Genomic DNA, 19,941 nt, shown 5'->3' on the forward strand with positions numbered 1-19,941 from the left:
GCATGGAGCGCCGCTCGTAACGGGCGCTGATGAGCTCGAACAGCACGCTGGTCTCGGCCTGGTCCTTGGTGACATAGGCGAGGTCGTCCAGGAGGGATCGGGCGCGAACCGTTCCTGCAAGGCCGCATGTCGGGCAATCGGCGGAACTGTGCGGCCATTACGGCATGACAGCGACCCGCAACAATGCCGGCATCGCGCACGAGAACGGCTCCATCGAAGGTGCGTTCTGCAGGCCTTCAGCGAGCGCAACGAAGCTCTCGCCGCCGAGCACGACATGGGCATGCTCGAAGCCGGAATAGGCGCGCCGGAAATTGGTAGAGACGGTGATCGAGCGGCTGTCCGGCGATGGTGACGCCGGCGCTGCCCATATCGGTGAAATCCGACAGGCCGAGGCGGCCGGGTTCGTGCGCTTGCCGGAAGATGACTTCCTGTTCCTCGCCATGGACAGCGCGCCAGGATCGGACGCGACGCTCGATCGTGCGGCGAATGGCGTTGCCCAGCTCGGGATGACGCCGCAGCATCTCCTCGAAGATGGTGACCGGCCGGATGCTGGGCGCGGCCCGCAACAGCGGAACGATCTCGGCGTCAAAAATGTCGGCGAGCGGATCGGGGCGGCGCCGTTGTCGCGGAACCTTCCTCTGCGAGAGCAGCCTCGAATCCTTCTCGATGCGATAGACCGTGGCCGTGCTGATCGACGCCTTCGCCGCCGCGCGGGCCGTCGTATGGGTCTGCCGGAACTTCATGAAAAGCCTCATCTGGTGATCGGTTACGTGGCGGCCGGGCACAAAGTGATTCCTCCAACGGAAAAACCACCGGCATACCCAGTCGGCCGCGAACACCAGACAACGCTCCGAAAGGAACGCCGCCGGCGACTTGAAACTCCGGTCGGGCTACGCCCTCCCTGCGTCACAAGCCGCCGGCATTCTCATCCTGATTGGGTTCTTCCGCACATTTGGTGCAGGTTGCGGGATTCACGGACGGTGCGAATAAGTCCATAGAGTCGGAATCGCAGTCGACGCCGTGATTTGCCCGTGCTCCATGCCTTCCGCTCGCTGATTTCGCCCGAGCTTTCGATCGTCCAAATACTCCCGCAGGCTGACAGGGTGGTGCTTGTTGCCCGGCCGAAGGCGATGGAATCGTGCTGTCCGTGTTGCGGTCACCGAACCCGCCGCGTCCACACTCACTACATGCGCCGGTTGACCGATCTGCCGTGGCAGGGGCGGATTGTCGAAATCCAGCTTCACGCACGGCGGTTTCGATGCGCCGATCCACAATGCCCGCGACGGATCTTCACCGAGAGGCTTCCTGAGACGGTTCAACCGAAGGCTCGACGCACGGTTCGGCTCGGCGAAAGCCAGCTGGCGATCGGCTTCGCGGTGGGTGGCGAGCCGGGCTCACGCCTGTCGGACAGGCTCGCCATGCCGGCGAGCGGCGACACCCTGTTGCGGATGATCCGCGCGGCCGGGTTCGAGCCGCCGCAAGCGCCGCGTGTGGTCGGCATCGACGACTGGGCCTGGCGCAAGGGGCAGCGCTATGGAACGATCATCTGCGATCTGGAGCGCAACCGCGTCCTCGATCTGTTGCCGGATCGAAGCGCCGACACGGTCGCATCATGGCTGGAACACCATCCGGGCATCGAGGTCATCGCGCGCGATCGTGCCGGCGTCTATGCTGAGGGCGCCCGTCGTGGTGCGCCCGATGCAACGCAGGTCGCCGACCGCTGGCATCTGCTCCAGAACCTGGGTGAAGCGTTGCGCCTGGCCGTCGGCCGCCATCGCAAAGCCGTTGGTGCCGCCGGAAAGGCGATGATGGAGGAGATGAGTGATGATGACGACGCCGAGCCGGCATCATCGGTAGAGAGTTGCACGCAACTTGATGGCCTGCGCCGCTCGAGGCGACACCAGCGCAGTGAACTCTACGCGGAAATCCTGCAATTGCGCGCCTCCGGCATGGCGCCGCGCCAGATCGCGCCACGGATGGGCATGAGCGTGAGGACGGTCGAGCGCTGGCTTGCCGCGGGCGGTGAGCCCGAGCACCGGCGGCCACCCACGCGATCGGTCCTGGATTCTTTCCAGGACTATCTCGAACTGCGCTGGCAGGAAGGCCAGCGCAACGGGTCGCAGCTGTGGACCGAAATCAAGCGCCGCGGCTTTGAAGGCAGCAAGGCGACCGTCTATAGATGGACCGCCGCCCGCAAGGAGCGGTCATCGACCGCTCCACCAAATTCGCGGTGGCGGCCGCCATCGCGCCGGAACTGTGCATGGCTCCTGAGCGAAGACCCGACATCGCTCGATGAGCCAACCGGGCGGTTCTTGCACCATCTCTACGAAGCCGCGCCGGAGCTTGCAGTGGCGGGCGAACTCGCCCGGCGCTTCGCCGCCCTGATCCGCGGCGACGATGATGCCGGCCTCGAGCAATGGCTCAAGGATGCCACGGACAGCGAACTGGCTTCGCTTGCAGCAGGCATCGGCCGCGACATCGAGGCCGTCCGGGCGGCGATCACCCAGCCCTGGAGCACCAGCCCGGTCGAAGGACAGATCAACCGGCTCAAGACGATCAAGCGCCAGATGTATGGGCGCTCTGGATATCCACTGCTGAGAAACAGGCTACTGGCAGCCGCCTGAACCACCCGCAGCAGAGGGGCAGACGAGAAGTTCTCGCCCTTGCACCAAATGTGCGGAAGAACCCCTGATTGACGCTGCGCTCTCACTTCGATTGCCGCGCCGCACCTTCGCAATTTCTTCGTCACGCCAGCCTTGCTAGTATTCCACATCCCGCGCTCCCGTCTAACCGGAACTCGGGCAAAATCCTAGCATTGAGTTTGATCAGGACGAAGGGCGCCTTGGCCAAAGGCGCCCTTCGCTTCGGCGACACGCTTCGACCCACGGGAGGTCACGATCAAGCATTTCGCACGAGCCGCAAAAAGCCACCTCGTTTGGTATCTCCGCTCAGCCAATGCTGGCTGAGCGGAGAGTGAGCGCACGCAATCACATGCCGCAGCCGCTGAGATGCAACTTTTCATTCCATTAGCCGGTTCTGGCTGGGGTAACCGCGCTCGATGACCGCCCCACAGGATCAGGATGTTGAGCCGGAATATGGCCGACATGAAGGGCCCGCCGTCGAAGGCGGACCGCATCCGAAGGACCGGGAGAAGAGGAGGACCCGGAGCGGAAGGAGGGTTGGGGAATGTCGCGGCGGACCTAGAAGGGAGTGCCGTCCACCCCGCGCCGCCGGGAAATGCCAACAGACAGACCGCGCCGGCCGAACTGCCGGCGGCCATTAATAGCCGAGAGGCTGCCCGCGCCAGGGGGCGAAGCCGGATGTCCGAGACCGCCTGCGAAGGAAAGCGGGCTCGGTTCACCCGGCGCGCGCCGTCAGGCGCGCGTGCGCCGGTCTAACAACGCAAAGAGCCTCGGAGGTGGATTCGAGAACCATGTCGTCGATTTGCCCGCGCGCATCATCGCGGATCTATTTCAGGTCGCGGATCCAACAAGGCTGCCGGTTCAACTCCGAGAACCTTGGCGAGCTTGTCGACCATATCGATGCTGGCGCCGTAAACGCCCCGCTCCAGAGCGCTGATGTAGGTGCGGTCGACGCCGGCCTCATGTGCCAGCGCCTCCTGTGATAGCTTCTTTTTCTGTCGGTGCCGGCGCAGATTGCGGGCAAAGACCTCTCGAATCTCCATGAATGAGAGGCCAGCTTCTTGTCGAGCATTTCACCACGGAGTATTCTCTACAAACGGCGGGCGAGGATGGAACCATAAAAACGTGAAGGCAAAAACTAATGCACGTAACTGACGGGATGACGCGTGTCGCCGACGAAGTCCCCTGGTCGGAGAGCCTCACGGCCTATGACAGGGAGCATTTCACGATTTACCTGCGGATCCTGGATGCCTGCGCCGACAATGCCAGTGAAGAGGAGATGGCCGATCTCATTCTCGGCATCGACTCGGCCCTCGAACCGGTCCGCGCCCGCAAGGTTCTTCGCAGCCATATCGACCGGGCAAACTGGATGGTAACGACCGGCTACAAGGAACTGTTCGCCGGCTGACGCATAGCGCGGACTGCTACGCTTTTCAGACAAGGAAGTCCCCTTATCCGCCATTCATTAGCGTGTGGCCCCGAGTGACGGCGCGGCGGATGCGGTCGCACAAGTGATCGCAAGGATCCATCCAGTCGGCGTGGACGCGCGTTTCACCAATCGTCGATTCAGCGATCTCGCGATGTGATGCTGCGGCGAGCGAGCCCTCGAGGGCACGAAGAACGAAGCGACGATGCAGACAGCTGTTCCGTAATGACCGGCAGGACATGTGCGCACCGGCGCAGACATCAGAACACGGCCGCACTGCGCCCGTAAGCCTCAGCGAAACAAGACACCCCAGCGCGACAGGTCGCCATCCGACGCGATCACCTCGATGAGGGCTCCAGGCGACAAATTGTTTGCCTCCTGGAGCGCAGCGAGCAGATCACGCTGGAATGCCGGGTTGCGCCTTAGGAACTCCCAGGCCCAGCCGCGCAGCGTCAAATGAGCGGTTTAGTCATACGATCTTCCCTCCCACCAGTCCGGCGGATCAGCATCTGTCGCAAGAGTTGTCGGCACGACGGTGCTACCCCTGCCCACACCTGCGATCCGGCCAGCGCGCGGGTGACGCCGATCGTGTGCGGCTCTCCGATCCGCTCAACCGGCCAGCCCGCGCGGCGAAGGATGCGCTCCATGCCCAAACCGGTGACGGTCACGATGTGGCTGAGCTGGCGCGACAAGCCGAACTCGATCATGCCGGCAAAGAGCTCATAGGTACCCATCGCAATACCGCCCGCTCCCTTGGGTGCGGATGAGGGAATGTCGAGCGCGAAGCCGCTGCTTCCCAGACGCTAACATCCTCAGGCGTAGTCTTTTCCTCCAGCAGCACGGGAAAAGTGTCGCGAAGCATTGTCCGCCCTGTGGAGGGCAGAAGGCGCACGCAACCATCGACAGAACCGTCGAAACCGCGCAGCAACAGGTAGTGCGGTCTGAGCGCGTCAAAGGAATCGACCTCGTAGCCGCCATCGAATCGCACGTCCCACTCGAGACGTTCCTTGAAGACGCGGTAGCGCAGGCGATGCATTGCATGTAGGTCGCCGGCAAAGTCCTCATAGCAGCCGGGCGCAATAAGCTGGATCATTACAAGGCCTCCTCGCCGGGGAAATTTCCCCGCCATTGGAGGCGAAGCTTCACGCTATGGGAACCTGTGCAGTTGCGCAGGGCTAACTTGTCAGTGAACCGAAAAACCCGAAGCGGCGAGACGCGCAATTGCCTGCTTGGTGGTTGTCACGCCAAGCTTCCTGCGGGTGTTGCCCAGATGAAACGCGGCCGTGCGCCGCGTGATCCCCACGATGCAGCCGATCTCCCAATCAGACTTGCCGCGCGCGGCCCATTGCAGGCACTCGTATTCGCGCGGCGTCAGCGAGACACCGTCCACCATTCGATCGCCCGAAAGTTTGCCGCGAACGAACATATGAAAACAGGTCGCAATGAGCCGAAGACCTTGTTCATAGCGTTCCGTGACGCGGAAAAACGCAGGATCCGGCCCGTCAGCGGCAAAGGTCATCGCCGCAACATTGCCCCGGCGATCGATGATCGGGATCGTCACACCACTGCAGATGCCGAACTGCGCCGCTTCTTCGAACACCCTATTCTGAGCCCCTGATGGCTCAACACTCTTCAGATCAGATCCCCATCGAAACGGGCATCCGCCGCAGCGTGCACGCACAATGACTGGGTCGACACTCTGATACCGATTGTCAAGATAGCGCGCGGTCCAGGGCGCCGGATAATTCGAGATCAGCGTGGGCTTGCCCTTGGATTCCATTGGCAAGGATAGGTAGGCAAAGGCAAGTAGATCGAGTTCTGAGGCGATATCAGCCATAGCGCCGCGAAAATCGGCCTCATCGACGCTTTCCCAAAGCTGTTCCAACAATCTCTCGAAGAGAGCTTGCATGTCTGTCCTTGTCAGCACCTTTCCTGGAGGGCAACGCGCCACGTAGCGATTACGTGGCGGAGATGTCGAACTTCGATGCACATCCGGATATGCAGTTCATGCTGTTTTGCTAAAATCCCTGGTCGCGAACGCGCTCCAATCACCCTCATACTGCACTTTAAGAAAGTGCCCTGCCGGTGGGGAGGTACACCGGCAGGGCGCGCCGCGCATAGCGTCGCGGCCGCGCGGCGGCCTGAACAGCAGCAGCAGGTCATCGCTTTGCTTTAGATCGCACAGTCCCGCCAGCGAAAAAGATCAATCCGATGCTGCGCGCGAAATGAGGGTGCCAAAAAGCGGCCCTAAGTGATGGCTTCAGCGCAACCCGTCGAAAGCTACGTCGTGTTCCACGGTTCGAACTTTCCGACATGGGGCTGATCGACGAATCCGTCAAGGTCTCGACGTCTCGTGACCAGGTTCGGCGTCGCCGGTGCCATATAGCACTGGGGGTGACCTGTTGGCCACGCTTCAGGATCTTGGCCACCGCAACAGGCTCCGCCACATCGTAGCGCTGGATTGCGAGCATCTTGAGCTAGTCGACCAATTCAGGCGCGCGGTGCGCAACCACAACCTCTCGTTCTCGGCAAGCAGGTGATCCACAACGCCAACCAGATCCTCCGCACGTTGGGCACGTTCGCCTCGAGGACATGAGCAAGGTGGCGCAGGGTCCATGGCGCGCCGAACTACAAGGGTCGACAACTACGGTGTCGTTGGCGATCTCATCATAGCCTTACCCGAGCTCGAGGCCGGCGCCGCTCAACCGACGTGATCACTTCAATCTGAGGCTTCGTCACAGGGCTACTCCTGGTGCTTGCACTAGGACTTGCAGCCTTCAGCTTACCTCAGCAAGGTGGCCGTCACCGGCTTTCAATTACCCATACGTTCGGGTCCGATGGTTGCGCCAAGCTTGATGTCGGTGAGGCGCGTAAGGCCGCGCCACATGACGGTGTTGCCCGACGGCGGGTCGCTGGCACGCGCGAGATAGCCGCCCAATCGGGCGATCTTGACCAGATAGCTCGATAAGGTTCCGACATGGGAGGCGGTCGGATCCTTGTCGGTCCCGGGCCATCCGCCTCACAAGCTGAAGATGCTGTAAATCCTTTTCGCATAGAGCAGATGCGTGCGAGCGGCGCGAAGCTTTGCGGCATCTTGGCTTTCGGTGCGCGGATAGGCGGCAAGATCGGAGGCGCTGTTGAACTGTTTCGGATTGACGAACATTGTCACGATTACCCGATCGGCCTTCTGAAGCGCTGCACTCATAAGGCTCAAATGCCCTTCGTGCAGCGCCCCCATGTTCGCACGACGGCGATACGGGCGCCAGAACGGCGCCATTCCGCAGCAATGGGGCGAAGTTCGGCAACAGTGCGAACAATCGGCACACTCATGCAATGTTTCCGGCCTTCGACACATCCGCATAGAGATGTTCGGCCGCCGGAAAGCGCCCTTGCCTCACATCGGCGGCGTGAGGGCAATGGCAGCACCGGCCCCTGAACCAAGATCGGCATCATATTCGCCCTTAATCCGATGGTCGGCCCCTCTCCGCCCTCGCCTTGGATTAATGCGACGATACCGGTTTCAGCGATCCCCGTTTCGATGTGATTGATACCGAACGAAGCCAGTTTTTAGGTCACAAACCTTGCTGTGTTGTGTAACCGATAGTCGAGCTCTGGATTTTCATGGAGGTAGCGGCGCCACTCGGTTGCCCTCGCATTGCAAAGTTCCGAGCATTTCAATACTTTTCATGTTGCATAAGCCCTGTTTGGACGAATTCCGCCGAACCGCTTGGATGGTCTTTCCAGCCACGTTCTGGTAGGAAAAGGGCAGCGGGGTCAATTGAAGCCGCTTTGAGCGGGGATAATGATCGAACGTCAAATCTTCATTTCGTCCAATCGCAGATCAGAGTTCTTAGCCCAACGTTCCTCTGAAGGATGATGCATAAGAGAGAGGGATTTGCGCCAAACTTTGTCGCCTGCTGAAATGCGGATTACACCAAGCGGTGCGGTTTGAAATGTAGCCAGCTTTTGAGCGCACTTGGACCTATCGAAGCCAGATCAGCCGCTTCTGGTCGATGGCTGCGGGCGACGGCCTAACCTTGGGATTGTCGAAAGGCGCATGCTTTTGGTTGAAGACGAGCGCTCGCATCCTCTGCGCTGGGCCTTTGAGCAGCACCGCGCGGGTTGCCGCGCAACCGGCGGACGCTGTCCAGCGGCGCCGAGGAGCCAACATAGATGGCGTTTATCTCGCCGGTTTCAAACGGCGAGGCGCTTCCGATCCTCGGGCTAGAGGAAGAACTCGACAGCATCGGCAGCGAGGGCGTGGCCCGCCTACTAGTGTTTCAGCCGCGCGCGATCGAGCGACCACGAGACGAAGCGGAAGGGAGCGGCGTAAGGCCGACCCAGACCGGGACGAGAGGTTGCCTGAAATGCTGGGCGACGGTGAGCGGGTCGATCGCTTCGGCCTGTTCGAGCGGCCCGAGGAAGAATGCGTTCGGCGAGGCGGCCTCGAGGATGTAAACGGTCCAAGCGACGGCTTCGGCCTCGCGGGGCGTGTCATCATGGAAAGTGATGCCGGCCTTTAACTTCAAGGTGAGGTTCTCGTTGCAAACCTCCCAGCCTTCGCCCAGGCTAGGCACCACCTCACCCTGCTGGCTCATGCGACTCAGGGGCTGATAGATCAGGTCCATCGACGTCGAGGAAACCGATAGCTTGGTCTTGTGTAGGTCGAGCGTATCCGGTTCCTCAGAGCGCCAACGCGCGGCGTTCCCGCCAGTCTGCTGCGCGAGGGCGACATCGGACAGCAGAGGGCCGTCGCTGCCGCAAGCGCAGCCGCACCTGCCGGCAAGCAGAGCCGATAGACTCAGGGGCGGGAGAGCCCATGCCCGGCGACTGAGTTCCCCCAACGGAAGCGGCCGGCGACCAGTTCATCATTGTGCAGCGAGCTTGGCCATCATTTGCACCAGCTGACCGCTAAAGTCACCGTCGTAGGCGCTCCTGTTCTCGAGCACGCCGAAGTAGACGACGACGGTTCCGGTGTCGGGGTTCGCGAGCATGTACTGGCCGCCCCACCCGCCGTGGGCGAGCCAGGTGCCGTTGGTCCTCATCTGGCGGCTATAGAACACCGAGTCGCGCGGATTCGACCAGGGAGGGCCGGGATTGCGGCGGGTATCTTCCATAAAGGCGGCGTCGCCGACGCGGTGTCCGTCGACACCCTCGCCCTTGCGCGCGAAGAGCAGGCCGTAGCGCGCAAGGTCGCGAGCGGAGAGGCAGGCGCCGCCGTCGACCTGCGGCACACCCTCGCGGTCGCAGGTGATATGGAAGCATCCCTCAAGGCCAGCCGCCTCGACGATCTCGATCAACCAGTCGCGAAGAGCCCGTCCGCTGACGCGCTCGATGATCCAGCCGAGCACATCGCTGTTGGGCGACTTATACAGCGCCTGTCCGGTGCGATTCTCAAGGTCACCCCCGGTGATGCCGCAGATGAAGGAGCGGGTCGTCCCTTCCTTCTGACCGTCCAGCGGCAAGCGCCATCCATAGGCCGATTCCCATTGGTAGGCCGACGAGTTGGGGTCGCTGTAGTCTTCGTTGAAGTCGTTGACGACATTCATGTCGGCGACGGCCTTGACGGTCGCCTCGGCGTAGCCCGTACCGATCTCCGGCAGATAGGTGCCTACTCGCGCGTCGAGATCGACGAGGCCATCAGCCACCGCGCGACCAAGCATCAGGTTGAGCGTCGTCTTGGTGATAGACATGATGGCATGTGGCCTGTCGGGCCTGAAGTCGGGCGCATAGACCTCGTAGAGGATGCGCTCGTCGCGCACCACGACGAAGGCCGAAAAATGAGGCATGGCGAGAAAGCGAGCGACCTCGGGCCGTTCGCCAATGGTCCAGTCGACCTCCTTCCTGAGTGGCAAGATTCGGGGGGCGCGTATCGACAAACCATAGCGCATCGTGGTGTGGAGGTTGTGGAAGTAACTGCGGCGGAAGTCGGGCAGGTTCCAGCGCGGCTTGTTGTCGAACAGGGTGACGAGGTCGGGATTGGCGATCGAGGAGAGTGTCATGCGGTGGGCCTTTCCGAGTAGGGGCTGTTCAGGGACTTATGAAGAGTGCACGGTGCGTATCTTTCAGCGACCTGATAGCCGATTCAGCACTAACGCCGGAATCTTCGGTTTCTAGCCGCCGATGATGCGGCCGGGTGAGGGGTTCAAGCAGACAGGCCGCAGTATATTGCGTTGGTTGCGAATAGAACCGCCCGCCATCGGAGCCTCGCCGTCGAGCGGCGCGCCGGCTGGCTCCCTGGCTTCGGTAGCTCCGAGATTCGTGCGAAGGAATGGCACGCCATCGAAAAGCCCCGTGCGCACGGGGGCGACGAACGGAGCATCTTCGTAGAACTCGATACAACGTTGATGCGCGGATTGAACTCATCGTACGCCTCGCGAGGCAGGCGCATCGATCGCGGGTGCCACTTTGCCCGCGCACACGAGCGCGGCTTAAACCGATGGCATCGTACTCTATATATTCACTCAGTCTCACTTCAGCGACCTTTGTTTCTTCTATTTTCTTCTCATGGTCTGGGAGGAGCGATGGATGACTAGTCATTTCAGCGTTGGCCCAGCTACAGACAGCCGTCTCTGCTCAATCGGCATCGCTGTTTCGCGCTCCAGCGGGAAATGGCATTTGAAGCTGTGATGCGCGTCTTCCCGGCTTGCTGTAGGTTCGGGGAAGACGCGGCTACAGATGTCCTGCGAATAGCGACAGCGGGTGTGAAACTCGCAGCCGGACGGCCGACTCATCGGGCTAGGCACCTCACCCTTGAGCTCGATCCTATTGAGCACCGCATCCGGGTCAGGCTCAGGATTGGCCGCAAGCAGCGCCTCGGTGTAGGGATGACGCGGGTGTTCAAAGATACGCTCGGTCGAGCCGACCTCAATAAAGCGGCCGAGATACATGATCGCCATCCGATCGGTCATGTGGCGCACCACGTTAAGATTGTGCGTAATAATGAGGATCGCCATGCCGAGTTCGTCCTGAATCCGCGCGAGAAGATTGAGCACCTCGCCCTGCACTGAGACGTCGAGGCCTGCGGTCGGCTCATCGGCAATTATCAAGTCCGGATTCAGTGCAAGAGCACGCCCGATACCAACGCGCCTGGCCTGACCACCGGAAAGCTGATGGGGATAGCGGCGAGCAAAATCCGCCGGCAAGCCGACCATTCGAAGCAGGCGCTCCGCTTCGCCTCCGGCATCGCGACGCTTTAATCCATGGATGCGAAAAGGCTCTGTGAGGAGCGACCGAACGGTCAGCCTCGGCGAGAGTGAGCCGATCGGATCCTGGAACATCATCGCCATGCGCCGTAAATAGGGCTTGCGTTCAGCCCCGCTGAGCTCCTCAATTTCCTGTCCGTCGAAGCTGATGCTGCCGCTCACAGCCCGCTGCAAGCCGATGATCGTGCGCGCGATGGTGGATTTGCCTGAGCCGCTTTCACCGACAAGGGCGAGTGTCTCGCCCTTGCGGATTTCAAAGGACACACCGCATACCGCGTCGATGAAAGGGGCTTTCGTCCCTGTTGCGAGCGCCTTCAGCGGACCCATGGTGCGGAAGCGGACCCGCAGGTCCTCAACCCGAAGCAGCGCGCTCATGCCGAAACCAACCGCTCTTCGTCGAGGAGATGGCATCGGGCGACGTGGTCCACGCCGATGCGGTACTCGACCGGGTTCTCTTGCAGACAGCGATTGAATGCCTGGGGACACCGGGTGCGAAAGATACATCCTTCCTTGCTGCCGAGCAGACTGGGCACCTCGCCCGGAATGGTCGGCAAAGTGCGCGTGCTTTTCTTGATCCGTCCGGGATCGCACTCAAGCAGCGCGCGCGTGTAGGGATGAGCAGGATTGTGGAAGATGTCCCGGACCGCCCCCTCCTCCACCACTTCCCCCGCAAACATGACGGCGACTCGGTCGCACAACTCAGCCACCGCGCCGAGGTGGTGGGAGACGAAGAGAATCGAGCAGCCAATTTCTTTTTGCAAATCCTTGAGCAAATGAATGATCTGCACTTCCAGCGTTGCATCGAGCGCGGTGGTTGGCTCGTCGGCGACGAGGAGCGCCGGTTTCACAAGAAGCGCCATGGCAATGCAAACGCGCTGACGCATGCCGCCAGAGAATTGATGCGGATAGGCGCCGATACGGCTTTGGGGATCGGGAATTCCGACCCGGTGAAGCATTTCGAGGGCACGAGTGCGCTTTTCGCTGCGGCTTCCTTGTTCGTGGTGCTGGATATCGATCATCTGGCTCTCGATGGTCCGCACCGGATTGAGTGCGGTCATCGGATCCTGAAAGATCATGGAGAGACGATCGCCGAGCAGGCTCCGACGCGCTGGAGCGGGCATTTTGAGCAGGTCTTTACCTTCGAACAGGATGCTGCCGGCTTTCACATCTGCACTTTCTGGAAGCAGGCCCATCACTGTATAGGCGAGCGTCGACTTCCCAGATCCGCTTTCCCCGACGATGCCAACCACCTGTCCGGCCGGGACATCGAGCGAAACGTTACGCAGGGCATGAATACGCCCACGCGGTGTTCCGAAATCGAGATTTAGGTCACGGATCTCAAGAAGCGGGCGACTGGATGAGAGCGGCGGTCTCGGATCGTCGTGTCTCATAGGTCTTTCCGCAATTTGGGATCGAATATGTCGCGCAGCGCCTCGCCCAAGAACGTGAAGCCGAGCGTTGCGAGAACGATGGGAATACCGCCGGCGATGACAAGCCAGGGCGTCTGATTAATGTAGCTATAGCCATCGTTGAGGATCGCTCCCCAATCGGGCGTTGGTGGGCGCACGCCCATGCCCAGAAAGCTGAGACCCGCTTCTATGGCGATGACGGCCGGAACGTCCATGCTCACCAGAATGAGAAGCGGGCCGAAGACATTGGGCAGTACGTGCACGGCCAGAATGCGCGTTGTGCCGGCCCCCATGCTGCGCTCTACGGCGATGTACTCACTACTACGCAACGCTTCTGTCTGGGTGCGCACGACACGCGCGTAAATGGGCATGGACGTTATTGCGATCACTAGGATGACACTCGCCAGGCTTGGTCCCAGAAGCGCGATCATGGCTAGTGCGAAAATGATACTTGGAAACGACCGGATCGTATCGAATAAAAGCAGGAGCAAATTGTCGAGCCAGCGCGGACCGAACCCTGCAATCAAACCCAGTACTAGGCCAACTGCCAGTGAACTGCCGAGAGAGGCGAAAGCAACGAGGAGCGGGATGCGGCCGCCCATGATGGTGCGAGAAAACGTGTCGCGGCCCAATTGGTCCGTACCCAGTAGAAAATCCAGTGAGGGTGCGGCCAGACGCGGCCCGACCATGATCCGGATCGGATCATGCGTGATCATCAGCGGAGCGAAGATCGCAATAGCTGCTATGAGTATGACAAGCACTGCTCCGAGCATGCCCAGGCGGTTTTTGCGAAATTGCCCCAAAAAAGTGCGAAAAGCGCCGGTATCAGTGGCATCGCTGAGTTTGGGACGCATGACTTCCACACCCACCATGTCAGAGCTTTTCCCGGGTTCGCGGATCGAGGAATGCGTTGACAAGATCCGAGATGGTCGTGGCAGCAACGATAAGGAACGTGGTGACGAGTACGGTGCCCATCACAATCGGATAGTTCCGCGAATTGACCGCGTTCACAATCAACGCGCCGATGCCAGGTCTCGCAAAGACCACTTCGATAAAGACCGCGGAGGAAAGCAGCCAAGCTATGCCTACGCCGAGTATGGTCACGGTCGGCAGGATCGCGAGCGGCAGCGCGTAGCGCGCAACGACGCGCCATTCCGAGATCCCGAAAGAGCGAGCCATGCGCACGTGATTTTCGCCAAGGATCTCAAGCATGGATGCCCGTACCAGCCGGGAAATGTAGCCAACCCAGCCAATCCCTATAGCGAAGCTTGGGAGGATGAGATGGATAAGTCCATCCCAGAAGCCATTGCCGGCTCCGATCGCTGGCAACCAGCGTAAGGTCACGGCGAAAATCAGCAGCGCGTAGACCGCCACGACGAAGGAAGGAATTGCGATCGCGGCGACCGTCACGACACCGGCCACCTGATCTACCAAGGAGTTGCGCCGCATGGCCGAGTAGCAGCCGAGCGGCACGGCTGTCACGACCGCCCAGAAGATCGAGACCAGGATCAGTTCTAATGTAAACGGCAATTGCTCGAAGATAATGTCGGCGACAGGTCTCTGGCTGAATACATCAAAGCCGAGATCGCCGTGGAGCAGCCCACCGAAGAAGGTCGCGATCTGCACGATGAACGGCTTGTCTAGCCCCATCTGCTCGTGGAGTTGCGCGTTCATTTCTGGAGTTGCCCGTGGTCCGAGCAGAACCGCCGCAGGATCGCCGGGTACTGCCCTGATCATCAGGAACAGAAGCGCCACCGCGATCGCAATAATTGCGATCGCGAGGGCAATCCTTTTGAGAAGATAGAGCCACACGCTCCCGACCTCTCTAAACGGCCATGAAGTCGGGGTACAGTGGGTAACCGTCGGGGCGGGTGACGGCCTGCATTCTTGTGGCACGATACACGATCGGCTCTCCCCGATGAGTCAGGAACCGATAGGCGCCGGAATCCTCCATAAGATCCTGCATCTCATGGTACAGCTTCGCCCGCACATTCGGGTCGTCTATCGTCACCGCCTCTCCGGCCAGCTGATCATAGCGTTCGCTGCGGAAGCGCTCCCAGTTCCAGATACCGACTTGAGCTTGCACGAACCAGGACGTCATATAATACGGATCCGGCAACGCGCCGTAATCAGTTAAGATAAGCTGCAGATCTTTCCAGCGCTCGCCTTCCGATTCCATGCCGAGCGTCCAGAACGAGCCGGGATCTTGAAGATTGATCTCAAGGGAAATGCCGATCTGAGACAATTGAGCCTGAACTGTCTGGGCTATAGTCGAATACGTACTATCGTTCGTGCAGTCAATCGCAAGGGCCAGATCGGCCACGCCGGCTTTCTTTAGAAACTCCTTGGCCTTCTCGACGTCGCCTTCCGGTGGCACAAGCCCCTTGTCGCGGTGCCCGACAATACCTGGAGGAATGATCCCTGTTGCCGGGGCTGCTTGACCCGAATAAGCGGCATCCAGGATCTGCGGCACGTTGATCGCCCATTGGATCGCCTTCCGTACATTTACGTCCTTTAGCTTCGGGTGATCCAGGTTCATACCGAGCCAGTTGAAATTGAGCGTTTGGTATTCCTCGACCTTCGTGTCGACGGGCGGATTGTTCTTGAAAGTTGCAAGCGAATCCAGACTGATAGAAGTGAAATCGACGTCGCCGGCCTGATAGGCGCGTTCCGCCGCCTTGGCGTCCTCGATCGGCAGGATGCGGATTTCGTCAAAGCCCGGCTTCGGGCCCGACCACTCCGGATTGCGCGCCAAGACCACATACTGCTTCGGCTTCCAGTCTGCGAGCACATACGGCCCGGAGAAAGCAGGCGGTTTCGTGCCAAAGGTACCGCCGTCCTTGGTTGCCTTTATCACCGCATCTTCGGAAACGATATGCCCAACCGCAAAGGGGAGCGAGACCATCCAAAGCGGCACAAACGGGGACTTGAGCACAATCACGCCTGTATAGTCATCTTCGACATCGACATGATCGAGTGAACCCCAATCAACCTTAACCGGCGAATTGTTCTTGATCACGCGCTCGAACGAGAATTTGACGTCCCTAGCAGTCAACTCTCCGTGGCCTCCGGTGAACTTGATGCCCTTCTTAAGACGGAAGCGGATATGGGTGGGGTCAACCTGCTCGATCTTCTCTGCCGCTTCCAGCTCCCAGCCCCATTCGGAGCCAGGCTTGTAGCGCGTAAGCTTAGAATAGATGCAGTCCATCACATCTACTTCGTGGGAGTAATTGTAGAAGCCGGGGTCAAACGTCTTGGGGTCAATAGTGGAACGCGCCTTCAGCACCTTGCCCTCGGCAGCCCAGATGGCTTGCGAGAGTGGCATGCCGGCAGCAACGATGCCCCCGGCAAGCGTCGCGCCAGTTTTGAGAAAGGCCCGGCGGCTCAAAGGGTCTACGATATCTTTCATGACTGGTTCCTCCCTTTCATTGAGCGGCCTCCCCTTCGGGCGGCCCGCTTTTATTCCATAGAAAGATAAGGCATGGCGGAGGCAGGCTTACGTCAAAATGCATCGGCTTTTGAAACGCCTACCGCACAAAGCGGCGTGATTTGAAAGTCTTCAGGCATCATCGCGCATCCGGGACCCAGCCTCGCCTGCATGATTGTCGCTACCGCGATAACGCACATGCCGGTGTATGCCCGCGTCGTGCGTCCCCAGACACGGGACCGCCCGCCGTCACGGCCGTGGGACAGGTCTCAGCTCTCGGCATGAGGGTTCGCTCGCGACGCCTGACTAGAGAGCGATCCCCAACGAGGGCTATAACTACACTCACAAGACGGGTCGGGCTGGTCGGCACGCTTGTTGTCTCATCGAGTTTGTTAGATCGCAATCGCTACCCGCTTTCGCCACGCAGGTCATCTCCGCGGCATCAGCCAGCACCTGGCAGCCGAGCACCAGATCGGTATCCTCTGTGTTTTCCGTCCAATGGTGGCTAATACCGCCGATGCTTGGCACGAAAACCATCGCGGCCCTCAGTTTGCGGGCCACAACCTGTGCGTCGTGGCTGGCGCCGCTTGGCATCCTCACGTAGGCCCCCGGTGCATGGCGCGCGGCCGCGTTCTCTATCGCTGCCTGGAAGGCCGGATCCATATGCCATGGTTTGCCGGTACCGGTCCGTTCAATGTCGGCGCGGCAACCGGTTTTGATCGAGGTCTCTTCAACCAGCTCCCTTAACACCGCATCGAGGCGCTCAAGCACCGGTATCTCTGAATCGCGGAACTGGAAAAGCATCTCTGCCTTCCCCGGAATTATGTTGCGGGCCCCCGGCTCCAGTGTGATGCGGCCTGTGGTCCAGACAGAACGCGGGCCGGCTACTTCAGGAAAGCGCTCGGCAATCGCCATGGCCAGCGTAGCTGCAGCGACGCCCGCATCCTTTCGGATAGCCATGCGCGTCGTACCGGCGTGGTTCTGGATGCCGTGGAAGACGATTGAGTACTGCCAGATTCCTACGATGCTGGTAACAACACCGATCCGCTTGCTCGAGGCTTCCAGCGCGTCACCCTGTTCTATGTGTGCTTCCAGATAGCCGACGTGGCGATCCGGGTCGACCAGAGATCGAGGAACGCCGGCTAGGCCGGCCTCACAGAGCGCGTCCCTGAGTGGCAGCCCGTGATCGACATTCACCGCGCGGTCGATCTCCGCCTCGTCGATGTCACCAACGAACGAACGACTTCCGAGCAAGGGTACGTAGTGACTTTCTTCATCCGCCCACGCGACCGGGGCGAGGGGCAGACCGGTGCAGTCCGGCGTTTCTGCGAATGCCCGAGCGATCTCAAGGCCGTAGATAACGCCAAGCGCCCCGTCGAGCCATCCGGCATGGTTCTGGGACTCTGCGTGCGACCCGATCAACAGTGATCGTCGGTCCGAGCGCGGCATGCCGAACACATTGCCCACCCCGTCGATATGGGCCTGAAGACCCAAGGCTTCGTATTGCTGCGCGAGCCAGCGACGGCTGTCCATGTCTTCCTTCGAATAGGTTGGGCGATGAACACCAGTCCGGTACGCGCCGAATTGCGCAAAACGTCTAAGATCCGAGAGCAACCGCCCGGCGTTGATTTTTGGCATTGCTGCACCACCTTCCTGGATCGTTCTAATAGTAAAAGACTCTTTGGCTGAGTCCTCCCTTTCGCACGACAACTGCTTGTCTTCGGAACCAAACGATACTTGGTCCGCCAGCTCGCAGTTCTCGTGATGGGGATTCCTGCAGGTGAACCTTCCTGTTCCTCTAGCCTAACGGCCTCTCGATGCGGATCGCACTTCGCTAGGCCTCGCGCTCAGAAAGTTGCAACAGACCAAGCTCGTACAATAGCGCAGCGCCTGTGCGGATGCCGCTGTGGAAGCAGCTGAGTTCCAGATTTTCATTCGGCGCGTGGTTTGCTTCGTCATGGTTCGCGTATGGCGTTTCGAAAGCAGGAAAGCCAAGGATCTTGGTGAAAACATAGCTAGGCAGGCTGCCTAAGCCCGACGGGACCAGCAGAGGCTCCTGCCCTTGCGCAGCGCGCCAAAGCACGGCGCAGTGAAAGCCATTGATCGTCAGTGTGGGCCGGAAGCAGAGACGCTCGTAGAAAGGCCTTTCCTTCGGCGCGTCAAGTCGCGCAAGATCGAGATTTCGCATTAATGCCGCGATGTCGAGTGGCAAGCGCTCGACCGCAGCCAAATCCTCCTTTAACGGAGGCTCAATATCATCGTGGAAGCGGTCAATAGTGATTTCACCGTCGGCATTCTTCATGGTGCTGAGGAGGTGCACCAACGTCCAGATCGGATTGGGCACGACGCCACCGAGGTTTCCCGAATGCAAATCGCGGCTAGCATGGCGACAACGGAGCTCAAAGGACAGCTCGCTACGCGATCCGAACTTGATCACAGGTGCGCCGCTCGCATGACGCGGGCATCGGCGGTGACGGCAAGATCGGCTCTTAGGATCTCCTTGTTGGCATGCACGAAATCGGCAATGTGCAGGCTGCCAATCTCCTCTTCACCTTCCAATAACAAGATGACGTTGCACGGCAGCGCGCCATGCACCTTGAGGTGGGACTCAATTGCCAGGATCTGTGCGAAATGCTGACCCTTGTTGTCGCCGACGCCGCGCGCATAGAGGCGGCCATCTCGTATGGAGGCTTCAAACGGGGGCGAGAGCCACTTTTCGATCGGGTCAGGCGGCTGCACGTCGTAATGCCCGTAGAGCAGTGCCGTCGGTTCACCCGGCGCCTTCTCCCAGCGCGCGACCACCACCGGGCGCCCTTCGGTCGGCACCAGGCTGGTCTCGAGCGCGATCCCGGTGAGTATCTCGACCAGCAGCGCGCCAACTTCGGCGATACCGACACTCTCGGCACTGATGCTTGGATGCCGAGCGTAATCGATCAGACGGTCGAGGAACGGGGAGCGGTTCGCCTCGATATGTTCGAAAACTGCGTTCAATGCTTCAGAAGGGCTTTGTCACGGTAACTTCTTGTGAGAGGCGCTGGGGTAGACGCCGGTTCATGAACGACGCGCCCATCAGCTACAAACGCCACCGCTTTCCCGCCGAGATCATCGCCCATGCGGTGTGGCTATACTACCGGTTCCCTTTGAGCCTGCGCCTGGTCGAGGAAATGCTGCTGGAGCGCGGCATCGTCGTCTCCTATGAAACGATCCGCCGTTGGGGGAAGAAGTTCGGCCCCGAGTACGTTCGCCGACTGCGCAGCAAGCGGCCCAGCCCCAATGATGTTTGGCACCTGGACGAAGTCCTCATCACCATAGCCGGTAAGAAACACTGGTTGTGGCGGGCTGTCGACCAGGATGGATATGTTCTCGATGAGATCGTCCAGAACCGCCGCAATACCAAGGCCGCCAAGCGCCTACTCACCAGGCTGCTGAAGAAACAGGGCCTCGCACCAAAGCGCATCATCACCGACAAACTGCGTTCCTATGGAGCGGCGAAACGGCAGGTCATGCCGGATGTCGAGCACCGCGCGCACAAGGGCCTCAACAACAGGGCCGAGAATTCCCACGTGCCGCTGCGAAAGCGGGAGCGGACGAGGCAGGGCTTCCGTTCGCCAGGAAGCCTGCAGCGCTTCGTCTCGATCTTCTCAGCCTTCCGTAATCTCTTCGTCCCAGTCCGCTCAAAACGCTCCGCATTTCAGATCCATATCCATCGCCTCAATGCTATGGCGGAATGGAAAGCTGTGACCCGAGCCCTCGCCTGATATCCCTGTCAGCGGTCCCTTCACGTCCAACCTCAGATAACGTGACAGCGCCATACCGAGCTCTTTGCCAACCT

The 19,941-nt window shown here is 60.3% G+C and carries 16 protein-coding genes and 4 pseudogenes; 3 read left to right on the top strand and 17 right to left on the bottom strand.

Annotation, left to right across the window (positions count from 1 at the left end):
- Positions 1-220 precede the first annotated feature (220 nt).
- Positions 221-785: pseudogene (locus G6N73_RS29995) on the bottom strand (IS21 family transposase); the annotation flags it as partial.
- Positions 786-1,106: 321 nt separating this feature from the next.
- Here G6N73_RS29995 and G6N73_RS30000 point away from each other — a divergent pair.
- The gene (locus G6N73_RS30000) at positions 1,107-2,624 is read left to right on the top strand and encodes an ISL3 family transposase (protein ID WP_425484167.1); all 1,518 of its coding nucleotides are present in this window, start codon (positions 1,107-1,109) and stop codon (positions 2,622-2,624) included.
- Positions 2,625-3,457: 833 nt separating this feature from the next.
- Here G6N73_RS30000 and G6N73_RS30005 read toward each other — a convergent pair.
- Positions 3,458-3,685 (bottom strand): helix-turn-helix domain-containing protein, encoded by a 228-nt coding sequence (locus G6N73_RS30005; RefSeq protein ID WP_165033618.1) that lies wholly within the window; start codon positions 3,683-3,685, stop codon positions 3,458-3,460.
- Between the two features lie 98 nt (positions 3,686-3,783).
- Between G6N73_RS30005 and G6N73_RS30010 the strand changes: the two genes are divergently transcribed.
- Entirely contained in the window at positions 3,784-4,050 is a 267-nt protein-coding gene (locus tag G6N73_RS30010; RefSeq protein WP_165033619.1) for a DNA -binding domain-containing protein, read from the top strand.
- A 43-nt stretch (positions 4,051-4,093) separates the two neighbouring features.
- Here the strand turns inward: G6N73_RS30010 and G6N73_RS30015 are convergent, their stop codons facing one another.
- From G6N73_RS30015 to G6N73_RS38820, 15 genes and pseudogenes are all read right to left on the bottom strand, one after another.
- Positions 4,094-4,309 carry a DNA -binding domain-containing protein gene (locus G6N73_RS30015; protein WP_206079172.1) on the bottom strand — a complete coding sequence of 72 codons (216 nt, stop codon included), beginning with the start codon at positions 4,307-4,309 and terminating at the stop codon, positions 4,094-4,096.
- A gap of 50 nt (positions 4,310-4,359) precedes the next feature.
- On the bottom strand, positions 4,360-4,524 hold the full coding sequence (locus G6N73_RS38810; protein WP_425484164.1) for a transcriptional regulator domain-containing protein: 165 nt from the start codon (positions 4,522-4,524) through the stop codon (positions 4,360-4,362).
- A pseudogene (locus G6N73_RS38815) lies at positions 4,521-5,197 on the bottom strand (acyl-homoserine-lactone synthase). The gene G6N73_RS38810 and the pseudogene G6N73_RS38815 overlap by 4 nt, the downstream one beginning before the upstream one ends.
- Positions 5,198-5,251: 54 nt before the next feature.
- Positions 5,252-5,977 carry a LuxR family transcriptional regulator gene (locus G6N73_RS30025; RefSeq protein WP_165033620.1) on the bottom strand — a complete coding sequence of 242 codons (726 nt, stop codon included), beginning with the start codon at positions 5,975-5,977 and terminating at the stop codon, positions 5,252-5,254.
- Positions 5,978-6,880: 903 nt separating this feature from the next.
- On the bottom strand, positions 6,881-7,006 hold the full coding sequence (locus tag G6N73_RS30030) for a hypothetical protein (RefSeq protein ID WP_425484166.1): 126 nt from the start codon (positions 7,004-7,006) through the stop codon (positions 6,881-6,883).
- 111 nt (positions 7,007-7,117) lie between these two features.
- Positions 7,118-7,398, bottom strand: a pseudogene (locus tag G6N73_RS30035) (pantoate--beta-alanine ligase); the annotation flags it as partial.
- 950 nt (positions 7,399-8,348) lie between these two features.
- The gene (locus G6N73_RS30040; RefSeq protein WP_165033621.1) at positions 8,349-8,696 is read right to left on the bottom strand and encodes an ABC transporter substrate-binding protein; all 348 of its coding nucleotides are present in this window, start codon (positions 8,694-8,696) and stop codon (positions 8,349-8,351) included.
- A gap of 240 nt (positions 8,697-8,936) precedes the next feature.
- Positions 8,937-10,070 (bottom strand): serine hydrolase domain-containing protein, encoded by a 1,134-nt coding sequence (locus G6N73_RS30045; protein WP_165033622.1) that lies wholly within the window; start codon positions 10,068-10,070, stop codon positions 8,937-8,939.
- A gap of 534 nt (positions 10,071-10,604) precedes the next feature.
- Positions 10,605-11,648 carry an ABC transporter ATP-binding protein gene (locus G6N73_RS30050; RefSeq protein WP_165033623.1) on the bottom strand — a complete coding sequence of 348 codons (1,044 nt, stop codon included), beginning with the start codon at positions 11,646-11,648 and terminating at the stop codon, positions 10,605-10,607.
- Positions 11,645-12,664: an ABC transporter ATP-binding protein gene (locus G6N73_RS30055; RefSeq protein ID WP_165033624.1), complete on the bottom strand. Its 1,020-nt coding sequence runs from the start codon at positions 12,662-12,664 to the stop codon at positions 11,645-11,647. The genes G6N73_RS30050 and G6N73_RS30055 overlap by 4 nt, the downstream gene beginning before the upstream one ends.
- Positions 12,661-13,554, bottom strand: a complete 894-nt coding sequence (locus G6N73_RS30060; RefSeq protein WP_206079173.1) for an ABC transporter permease — start codon at positions 13,552-13,554, stop codon at positions 12,661-12,663. The genes G6N73_RS30055 and G6N73_RS30060 overlap by 4 nt, the downstream gene beginning before the upstream one ends.
- Position 13,555: 1 nt before the next feature.
- On the bottom strand, positions 13,556-14,494 hold the full coding sequence (locus G6N73_RS30065) for an ABC transporter permease subunit (RefSeq protein ID WP_165033629.1): 939 nt from the start codon (positions 14,492-14,494) through the stop codon (positions 13,556-13,558).
- Between the two features lie 13 nt (positions 14,495-14,507).
- The gene (locus G6N73_RS30070) at positions 14,508-16,091 is read right to left on the bottom strand and encodes an ABC transporter substrate-binding protein (protein ID WP_165033625.1); all 1,584 of its coding nucleotides are present in this window, start codon (positions 16,089-16,091) and stop codon (positions 14,508-14,510) included.
- A 360-nt stretch (positions 16,092-16,451) separates the two neighbouring features.
- Positions 16,452-17,747: a hydantoinase/carbamoylase family amidase gene (locus G6N73_RS30075; protein ID WP_165033626.1), complete on the bottom strand. Its 1,296-nt coding sequence runs from the start codon at positions 17,745-17,747 to the stop codon at positions 16,452-16,454.
- A gap of 196 nt (positions 17,748-17,943) precedes the next feature.
- A pseudogene (locus G6N73_RS38820) lies at positions 17,944-19,100 on the bottom strand (M20/M25/M40 family metallo-hydrolase).
- Between the two features lie 62 nt (positions 19,101-19,162).
- On the opposite strand from G6N73_RS38820, the gene G6N73_RS30085 reads away from it, so the two are divergent.
- Positions 19,163-19,867 (top strand): IS6 family transposase, encoded by a 705-nt coding sequence (locus tag G6N73_RS30085; protein ID WP_165033630.1) that lies wholly within the window; start codon positions 19,163-19,165, stop codon positions 19,865-19,867.
- The last annotated feature ends 74 nt before the right edge of the window (positions 19,868-19,941 follow it).

Origin of the sequence: Allomesorhizobium camelthorni, from assembly GCF_011045125.1 — a bacterium.
GTDB lineage: Bacteria > Pseudomonadota > Alphaproteobacteria > Rhizobiales > Rhizobiaceae > Allomesorhizobium > Allomesorhizobium camelthorni.